The organism is Aeromonas sp. R1-1 (genome assembly GCF_040908495.1).
In the GTDB taxonomy this organism is placed as follows: domain Bacteria; phylum Pseudomonadota; class Gammaproteobacteria; order Enterobacterales; family Aeromonadaceae; genus Aeromonas; species Aeromonas veronii.
This window is the reverse complement of record NZ_JBFODV010000144.1, coordinates 1-4,740: the sequence shown is the minus strand read 5'-3', so window position 1 is coordinate 4,740 and position 4,740 is coordinate 1. Positions and strand designations below refer to the sequence as shown.

At 63.4% G+C, this 4,740-nt stretch carries 4 protein-coding genes; 3 read left to right on the top strand and 1 reads right to left on the bottom strand.

The window, feature by feature from the left end; translation table 11 throughout:
- Positions 1–29: 29 nt before the first annotated feature.
- On the top strand, positions 30–1,424 hold the full coding sequence (locus AB5Y92_RS08520; protein WP_201987970.1) for a PepSY domain-containing protein: 1,395 nt from the start codon (positions 30–32) through the stop codon (positions 1,422–1,424).
- 75 nt (positions 1,425–1,499) lie between these two features.
- On the opposite strand, the gene AB5Y92_RS08515 is transcribed toward AB5Y92_RS08520, so the two are convergent.
- Positions 1,500–2,405: a 1,4-dihydroxy-2-naphthoate polyprenyltransferase gene (locus AB5Y92_RS08515; RefSeq protein WP_005363134.1), complete on the bottom strand. Its 906-nt coding sequence runs from the start codon at positions 2,403–2,405 to the stop codon at positions 1,500–1,502.
- A gap of 208 nt (positions 2,406–2,613) precedes the next feature.
- On the opposite strand from AB5Y92_RS08515, the gene AB5Y92_RS08510 reads away from it, so the two are divergent.
- Both AB5Y92_RS08510 and menD read left to right on the top strand, forming a co-directional pair.
- The gene (locus AB5Y92_RS08510; RefSeq protein ID WP_368226461.1) at positions 2,614–3,936 is read left to right on the top strand and encodes an isochorismate synthase MenF; all 1,323 of its coding nucleotides are present in this window, start codon (positions 2,614–2,616) and stop codon (positions 3,934–3,936) included.
- Positions 3,937–3,968: 32 nt separating this feature from the next.
- A partial coding sequence (gene menD / locus AB5Y92_RS08505) for a 2-succinyl-5-enolpyruvyl-6-hydroxy-3-cyclohexene-1-carboxylic-acid synthase (RefSeq protein WP_368226459.1) occupies positions 3,969–4,740 on the top strand: 772 nt, incomplete at its 3' end.

The following is a 4,740-nucleotide window of genomic DNA, read 5'->3' as shown; positions in this document are numbered from 1 at the left end:
GGTTTGCCCCCCCCCAACAAGGATGTGCAATGAAAAACAGGGACTCGAGTCATTACCAACGGATCTGGCGCTGGCACTTCTACGCCGGTCTCTTTGTTGCCCCTTTCCTGATCCTGCTGTCACTGACCGGGATCGTCTATCTGTTCAAACCCCAGCTCGACAACCTGATGTACCCCGAGCTGATGAAGGTCGCCCCCGCCAGCCAGACCCTGAGTGCCGACCAACTGCTGGCCAAGGCGATGATGACCATGCCCGATGCCAGCCTGCGTAAATACCTGCCGCCTGCCGCTCCCGACCTGAGCGCCCAGTTCATCGTCAATCAGGGGGATCGCGAACTGACCCTGTTTATGGATCCCGCCAGCGGCGCTCTGCTCGGCACCATGGATAACAAGTGGAATCTGCAAGCGGTGGCCCGCTCCCTGCACGCCGACCTGCTGCTCGGCACCACCGGGGATCGACTGATCGAACTGGCCGCAGGCTGGGGACTGGTACTACTGCTGAGCGGCCTCTACCTCTGGTGGCCGCGCAAGGGGCCCGGCGTGGGCGGCATCCTCTGGCCCAGAGTGAACCAGCGCGGACGTTTCTGGTGGCGGGATCTGCACGCTGTGGTCGGCTTCTGGGGAGCCGGTTTCCTGCTGCTGCTGCTCTTGAGCGGCATGACCTGGACCGGTTTCTGGGGCGATCAGTTCGCCGCGGTCTGGAACCGCTTCCCGGCCGCCATGTGGAATGAGGTGCCCAAATCGGCACCGCTGGCCCGCAGCCTGAATCAGGCCCATGAGCAGACCGTCCCCTGGGCGGTGGAGAGCACCCCCATGCCCAGCTCGCAGCCGGTTGATGAGGGGCACGATCACGGTGCCATGAACCACGGCGAGCATGAGGGAGTTGTGATGGCAAGCCAGCGCATTGCGCTGCAACGGGTGGTCGAGATCGCCCATGAGCGGGGAGTCCAACCGGGTTACAGCATCACCCCGCCGATCGGCGCCACAGGCGTCTACACCATCGCCCTGTTTGCCGACGATCCGCGCAACGACGCCACCCTGCATATCGATCAATACAGCGGCAAGGTGCTGGCCGATGTGCGCTGGCAGGATTACGGCCCGGTTGCCAAGACGGTGGAGAGCGGCGTCATGCTGCACATGGGCAAGCTCTACGGCTGGCCCCATCAGCTCGCCATGCTGCTCATCTGCCTGATGGTGCTGGCCAGCGCCATGAGCGGCCTCTGGATCTGGTGGTGCCGCCGCCCGCAGGGTCGTCTCGCCGCACCGCCACTGCCCGCCAAACTCCCGCCTATGCGAGGTGCCATCGCCCTGCTGATCCTGCTGGGGATCGCCTTCCCGCTGGTCGGCGCCTCCATGGTCGCCATCTGGCTGCTGGATACCCTGATTTTCTCCCGCCGCCCCCTCAGGGTGGCGCGCGCCAGCTAAACCGGCCAAAACCAAAAAGGGCTCCCATCTCGGGAGCCCTTTTTATTGTTCGCCTTGGCGAGCTGCGACCAGCTGTCAGGAGAGCGCCAACCCGATGGAGAGCAGCAGGCTGAACAGAAAGGCGCTAATGGCGGTCTTCTTGAGGGAACCGGTCAGCACCTCGCCATCGTAGCTTTCGCGAAGAGTCTTGGCCGCATCGCTGAGAGGCTTCATGGCGGGCAGGAAGATCCACGGCCAGAAGCTGGCGGGCTGGATCAGGATAAAGGCGATGGTCGCCAGCAGCGCAGCCCCCAGCAACACCCAGTGATAAGCGATGGCACGGTTGCGGCCAAGGCGCACCGCCAGAGTGATCTTGCCGCTGGCGGCGTCGGTCTCGATGTCGCGCACATTGTTGATATTGAGCACGGCGGTTGCCAGCAGGCCACAGGCGGTGGCGGGCAGCAGCAGATCCCACTCTAGCGTCTTGGTGAAGAGGTAGTAGGAGCCGAGCACCCCGAGCAGGCCGAAGAAAAGGAACACCGAGATATCGCCAAACCCGCGATAGCCGTAAGGAGTCTTGCCGACGGTGTAGGTCACCGCCGCGACAATGGCCGCACCACCCAGCACCACAAATGCCAAAATCTGCAGCCACTGACCGCCGAAGGCACAGCCCAGCAACAGCAGGCCACTGGCCACCGCCGCCAGCGCGGTCAGCCCCATTGCCACGCACATCTGTTTTTTGGTGATAAGACCGGAGACCACCGCCCGCTGCGGGCCGATCCGCTCACCGTTGTCGGCGCCGGAAACCGCATCGCCGTAATCGTTGGCCAGATTGGAGAGGATCTGCAGCAGGATGGCGGTCAGCAGCGAGAGCGCCATGATGGTGCCATCGAAGGCACCACGACTGGCAGCCAGCCCCGAGCCCAGCAGGATGGAAGAGCAGGCGAGCGGCAATGTTCGCAAACGCGCCGCCAGCAACCAAACAGAGAAGGTATTTGTCATTTTGTGATGGCCAAACAATCGGATATTGATCGTGTTAAGGGTTATCGAACCGGATTTGGGTATACTTGGCCCCGGAGAGTGAAGCTCCCGCGGGCGATTTACATGGACGAATGGGCAGATAATATATAGGAAATCATCGCCCTTTGGCATAAACCTACGGCATCCAGCTACCGGATCGCTCGTTACTACCCGGCTCAGACAAGAATCCATGTTGGCTCAGACCCATATCAAGCAACAACTGGACGCCCTGCGTCACAGCAACGTCAGCGGCTTCGTACGGTTGCGAGTGGCGATCGAAATCCGCTCCTTTCTGGGCTGGCTCGCGGCGCAAACCCTCTATCCCCGCATCTACTGGCAGGCTCGTGGAGAGGCTCGTCCCGAGTATGTCGCACTGGGCACCATCCATGAACTGACCGAGCCGCACGCCATCAAGCAGGTGTGCACGAACACAGCCAACCAGCATCATGACGACAGCCCTCGCTACTATGGCGGACTGGCGTTCGATCCGGCCAAATCCGGCTGGCAAGGGTTTGGCCCCTGCCGTTTCGTGCTGCCCCGCATCGAGCTGGTGCGCCGTGGCGAGTGCGTAAGTCTCTGCCTCAACCTCTGGCTGGATGAAAACAATCTCGAGGCCGAACTGCAGGCGGCCGAAGCCGCCCTCGATGCCCTGCGCCCGGAAGCCCCGCTGCCCGCCCTGCAAAAGCAGCCCTGGCAGCGACAGGATTGCCCCGGCCCCGCCCAGTGGCAGACGCTGGTTGAGCGAGTCACCGCCCCCGATTTTCAGGCCCACACTCCCAAGGTGGTGCTGTCGCGGGAGAGCGTGCTGACCAGTCCGAACCACGATGCAGATATCAATCCCTGGGCCATGCTCGACCAGTGGGCCCGCCACGCCCAGGACTGCTTCCACTTCGGTTTTCAATTCTCCCCCGAGCAGACCTTTATCGCCTGTTCTCCCGAGCGGCTCTACCGCCGGGAAGATCGCCACCTCTTTACCGAGGCGCTGGCTGGCACCATTCGCCGCTCCGGCGATGAAGAGGTCGATGCCCAACTGGCCGCCGAGCTGCTGGCCGACAGCAAGAACCGGCTGGAGAACCGGCTGGTACATGCCGACATCCTCAGCCGACTGGCGCCACTGACCCACGATGCCACCCTGACCGAGCCGCGCATTCTCAAACTGCGGCTGCTGCAGCATCTCAAGTGCGATATCGAAGCCGAGCTCAAACCCGGGGTCTGCGACTGGCAGCTGCTCGACGCCCTCCACCCGACGCCGGCAGTGGGTGGTGCACCTCGCGAGGCAGCGCTCGCCTTTATCCGCGAGTTCGAGCCCTATGATCGGGGCTGGTACGCCGGAGCCTGCGGCATGCTGAGTCGGGAGACCTCGGAGTTCTCGGTCGCCATTCGCAGCGCCCGCATTCAGCCGGGCAGCGTCACCCTGTTTGCCGGTGCCGGCATTGTCGCCGGTTCCGAGCCTGTCGCCGAGTGGGCTGAGCTCGACAACAAGATCGCCAATGTGCTCTCCCTGCTGGGATAGTCATTCACCCTTTTCACGCTACGAGAGCCCCTATGCCCACCCGTAAAGAGCCTGCCAGCGAAGAGTTTGCCTGCACCCCGTTTTCGAGCCAGCACGCCACCTTCAACCACGTCTGGTCCTCCCTCTTGCTGGAGGAGCTCTTTCGCCTCGGGGTGCGCGACATCGCGTTGGCCCCCGGTTCCCGCTCCGCGCCGCTGACAATGGCCGCCGCGGCCCATCAGGGCTTTCGTCGTCACCTGCACTTTGACGAGCGCGGTCTCGGCTTTATGGCGCTCGGGCTGGCCAAGGGGAGCAACCGGCCAGTGGCGGTGATCATGACCTCGGGCACCGCGGTAGCCAACCTCTGGCCCGCGGTGGCTGAGGCACAGCTCACCGGCGTACCGCTGATTATTCTCTCCGCCGATCGCCCTCCCGAGCTTATCGACAACGGCGCCAATCAGGCGATCGACCAGCAGGGGATCTTCGGCCGCTACCCCGTCTATCAGCAGAACCTGCCGAGCCCCACTCCGACCATTCCGGCGGCGTTTGTGCTGAGTTCGGTGGACCAAGCCTTGGCCAAACAGGCGCTCACCCCCGGGGTAGTGCACTTCAACTGCATGTACCCCGAGCCCCTTTACCCGGGCGAGCACTATCAGGATTTCTCCGACTATCTGGCCCCCCTCGGTGACTGGCTCGGCTCGCGCAAGCCCTGGAGCCCGTGGCAACAGAACGAGGCCACCTGCCCACCCCAGGCGGAGTGGGAAAGCTTTCGGCAACAGCGCGGCATTGTTGTGGCTGGTCGCATTACCGACCCGCAGCAGGCAC